The organism is Streptomyces griseorubiginosus (assembly GCF_017614965.1).
In the GTDB taxonomy this organism is placed as follows: domain Bacteria; phylum Actinomycetota; class Actinomycetes; order Streptomycetales; family Streptomycetaceae; genus Streptomyces; species Streptomyces griseorubiginosus_B.
Genome location: NZ_WVUG01000506.1, coordinates 1 through 3,557 on the forward strand (window position 1 = coordinate 1; position 3,557 = coordinate 3,557).

At 72.5% G+C, this 3,557-nt stretch carries 4 protein-coding genes; 2 read left to right on the forward strand and 2 right to left on the reverse strand.

Going from position 1 to position 3,557, the window contains the following annotated elements; translation table 11 throughout:
• Nucleotides 1–146 (forward strand): ABC transporter ATP-binding protein (locus GRC12_RS46160; protein ID WP_244374636.1); only part of this gene is annotated, 146 nt, incomplete at its 5' end.
• Nucleotides 147–231: 85 nt separating this feature from the next.
• Here GRC12_RS46160 and GRC12_RS42760 read toward each other — a convergent pair.
• Both GRC12_RS42760 and GRC12_RS42765 read right to left on the reverse strand, forming a co-directional pair.
• Nucleotides 232–1,014 (reverse strand): VOC family protein, encoded by a 783-nt coding sequence (locus tag GRC12_RS42760; protein WP_208785836.1) that lies wholly within the window; start codon nucleotides 1,012–1,014, stop codon nucleotides 232–234.
• 114 nt (nucleotides 1,015–1,128) lie between these two features.
• Nucleotides 1,129–2,667: a CYTH and CHAD domain-containing protein gene (locus GRC12_RS42765; RefSeq protein WP_208785837.1), complete on the reverse strand. Its 1,539-nt coding sequence runs from the start codon at nucleotides 2,665–2,667 to the stop codon at nucleotides 1,129–1,131.
• A 306-nt stretch (nucleotides 2,668–2,973) separates the two neighbouring features.
• Between GRC12_RS42765 and GRC12_RS42770 the strand changes: the two genes are divergently transcribed.
• On the forward strand, nucleotides 2,974–3,557 hold a 584-nt coding region (locus tag GRC12_RS42770), incomplete at its 3' end, for an MFS transporter (protein ID WP_208785838.1).

Consider the following 3,557-nt stretch of genomic DNA (forward strand, 5'->3'; position numbering starts at 1 on the left):
AACTCACCAACCACATGGCCGGCGGCGCCGAACTCGCCGCCCTCAAACACGAACTCAGCCAGGTCCGCGGCGTCGACGTCGAGGAACTCCCCGAAGAGGGGGACCTCACCGCACCCGTCGCGGCGGGCGGCGAGACAGCCTCCTGACCTCCCCCCGCGAAACCGGGGCGGCCCACGTCCTCACGACGTGGGCCGCCCCGGAATCCTTCCCGCTCACGCCCTCGGGCGGCCTTCAGCCCTGGCGCGGATTCGGCTTCAGCACGGCGAAGACCGCGCCACTCGGGTCGGCCAGCCAGGCGATGCGGCCGACGTCCGGGACGTTCGCGGCCGGCATGACCACCGAACCCCCGCTCTCCCCCACCTTGGCGACGACGGTGTCGGCGTCGGCCACGGCGAAGTACGGCACCCAGCGGGCGTCCTCCGCCTCGCCCTGCAGCGGGGCCACTCCGCCGAACGAGCCCTCCTGCTGGTCCCCCTCGGCGATGCTGAGCACCCGGTAGGTCATGCCGGGCGCCTCCATCTCCTGCGAACGCCAGCCGAAGAGCCCGTTGTAGAAGCGGATCGCCGCCTCGGGGTCGCCGACGTGCAGTTCCACCCACACCAGCGTGTCGTCCTCGGAGGCCTTCTCCAGGCCCTTGGTCCGCCCCGGCTGCCACACCGCGAACCGCGCGCCCTGCGGGTCGGTGTACTGGGCCAGCCATCCCTCGCCCATGACGTCCATCGGCTCGGCGCGCACGCTGCCGCCGCCGGCGACCACGTCACGGGTGGTGGCCTGGATGTCGTCGCTCTGGAAGTACGTCGTCCAGGCGGGCTCGGCGCCCTCCTCGGCCAGCGGCCCCTGCGCGCCGACGGTCCGCCCGTCCTTCTGGAAGAACCCGTACCCGCCCGCCTCGGGCCCGGCGGAGACGAACCGCCAGCCGAAGACGGCCTCGTAGAAGGCGGCGGTGGCGTCCGGGTCGGGGCTGCCCAGGTCGAGCCAGTTGGGTGATCCGGTGTGGAAGTCGGTGCCGAGCATGGGTGCCCTTTCTTACGGCGTCCGGTGTCGAGTCGCCGCCACCATGCCGCCCGCGCGGCGGACGGCCGCGGAGCCGACCCGGATCCCGCGGGGGCTTTCACCCAAGTGGGGGCCTCAGCCGCCGAGGTCCTTGCGCAGCCGGGGCTTCGCCGCCTCGGCCCACACCGGCGGCAGCTCCCGTTCGCGCTCCGCGGCCAGACCCTGTTCCTGCCCGTACAACAGACCCCAGGTGAAGCCGCCCTCGCCCGCCGAGTACGCCGCGAGGGCCAGGCTGCGCAGATTGTCCCTCGCCACCACGCTGTCCTGGTGGTCGCCGAGCACCTTCTGCACGGCCTTCACGCGCTTGCCGAGCCGCTTGGCGGGCTTGCCGAGCGTGGTCCGCGCCGGTTCGGTGGCGTAGCGGGTCTTCTTGGCGGACTTGCGGGCCTGGTGCAGGGCGGTGTCGCGTTCCGCGCCCGGCGGCAGCTCCAGTGCGTGCGCCACCCGGCCGGCGAGCCTGTCGTACTCCTTGAGGATCGCCTTGGCGAGCACCTTCTTCGGCTTGCGGGCCGCCTTGCGGCGCAGCGGGGGCTGCTCCATGAGGAGGGCGAGGGAGTCGAGGAGGGCCAGGTAGCGCGGGGAGTTCAGGGCGTCGAGGCTGCGCTGGTGCGCCTCGGCGGCGGAGGCGACGTTCCACGCCTTCAGGCGGGCGGCGACGGGGCCGAGGACCAGTTCCTCGGGTGTGTCGGCGAGGTGTGCGGAGATCCGCTCGGCGAGGACTTCCTGGTCGCGCTCGGCCCCGAGTTCGCCGCCGAGCCACTTGAGTTCCTCGCGGACGGGATCGGTGACGTCACGGTCGAGCACCGGCCGGTAGGAGCGCAGGACGCTGCGCAGCCGCCGGCAGGTGACGCGCATCTGGTGCACGGAGTCCGGCCGGTCGCGACGTACCGCGGGATCGAGGGCGACCAGCGTGCGCACCTGCGCGTCGACATACCTGAGGACCTCGTCGCCCGCCGAGCCCTCGGCGACGCTCTCGGCCCGGCCGTCCGGCAGGCGCGGCGCGCCCACTCCGGTCTCCTCCAGCGCCCTGGCCAGCTTCGAGGGGTGGCCCGCGCGCTCGACGCCCTTCTTGCGCAGTGTCTTGTCCAGGACGTCCAGCAGCGCGGGATCGGCGTCCTCGGCGAGTTCGATCTCCATCTCGGCCCAGGCCGCCCGGGTCGTCGTGGTGCCCATGGAATCCGCGCGGACGCCGTCGACGGTCAGCTCGGCCAGCAGCGTGCCGTCCTCGTCGAGGAGGTGCCAGGTGCTGCGGGTGGACCGGATGCGCACGACCGGGACCAGTTCGGCGCCCCGGGTGCGGGAGAGGGCCAGGTCGCGCAGGGTGTCGGGAATCGTGGGGGACAACGGGGCCTGCACCTCCTCCCGGCTGTCCCCGGACAGCGGCAGCTTGAGATGCCAGCCGGCGTCGGCCCCGCCCGTCCTGCGCCGTAGCGTTGCCGCGGCGCCCGCCAGGCGCAGATCCTCGGTGTCGTAGTAGACGGCGTCCAGCTCGTCGGTGCCCTGATCCACGACCGACGCGACGTCGGCCACGCCGGTGAGCTTCGGAAGCCACGAGGTGTCATCGGCCGACGGAGCTTCGTACTTCCGCTCTGTCTCACGCTTTGACTTGGTCATATGAATCGCGTACCACGTCCGCGCGACTCCAACCGGATGCGCCAGGTGGCCGGACGGACGGCACTGATCGGGCGGGCCGTCGCCGCCCTTTCACCGGCCGCGCCCGTGGGTTCGTGGCAGGCCGTCGAGTCAGGCTCCGTCCCGGACCGTCGACAAGCTCAGCCAGGACCTGGGGCATCCATGACGGCGCTTGAGCGTCGGCAGTACAGAGCGCAGAACGCGCGGGGCGCCCACCTTGTCCCTCTCCGGGGCCTCATCTAGCCTGACTTTGTGCCGGAAATAAACAAAGCCCGGGAGCACAACGTCGTGCCGGGCGTCCGAACCGACCTCACCCGCCTCCGCGCCGTCCTCACCGTCTTCTTCGCCCTCGACGGCTTCGTCTTCGCCGGCTGGGTCGTCCGCATCCCCGCCATCAAGGAGCAGACCGGCGCCTCGGCCAGTGCCCTGGGGCTCGCCCTGCTCGGCGTCTCCGCCGGAGCCGTGGTGACCATGATGCTGACCGGGCGGCTGTGCCGGCGGTTCGGCAGCCATCCGGTGACCGTCGTCTGCGGTGTCCTGCTCTCGCTCAGCGTCGCGCTGCCGCCGCTCACGCACTCGGCCCTCGCGCTGGGCGCCGTGCTGCTGGTCTTCGGCAGCGCGTACGGCGGGATCAACGTCGCGTTCAACAGCGCCGCGGTCGATCTGGTGCGCACCCTGCGGCGCCCGATCATGCCCAGCTTCCATGCCGCGTTCAGCCTCGGCGGCATGGTCGGCGCGGGCCTGGGCGCGCTGGTCGCGGGAGCGCTGTCCCCCACGGAGCATCTCCTCGGCCTCACCGCGATCGGGCTGGTGGTCACTTTCCTCGCCGGCCGCGCCCTCCTGCGCATCCCTCCCCCGGTACCGCCGGAGCC

Coding starts and splice junctions, on each gene's coding strand:
- GRC12_RS42765 (WP_208785837.1), bottom strand. CDS start 2,667: ATGACCAAGTCAAAGCGTGAGACAGAGCGGAAGTACGAAGCTCCGTCG.
- GRC12_RS42760 (WP_208785836.1), bottom strand. CDS start 1,014: ATGCTCGGCACCGACTTCCACACCGGATCACCCAACTGGCTCGACCTG.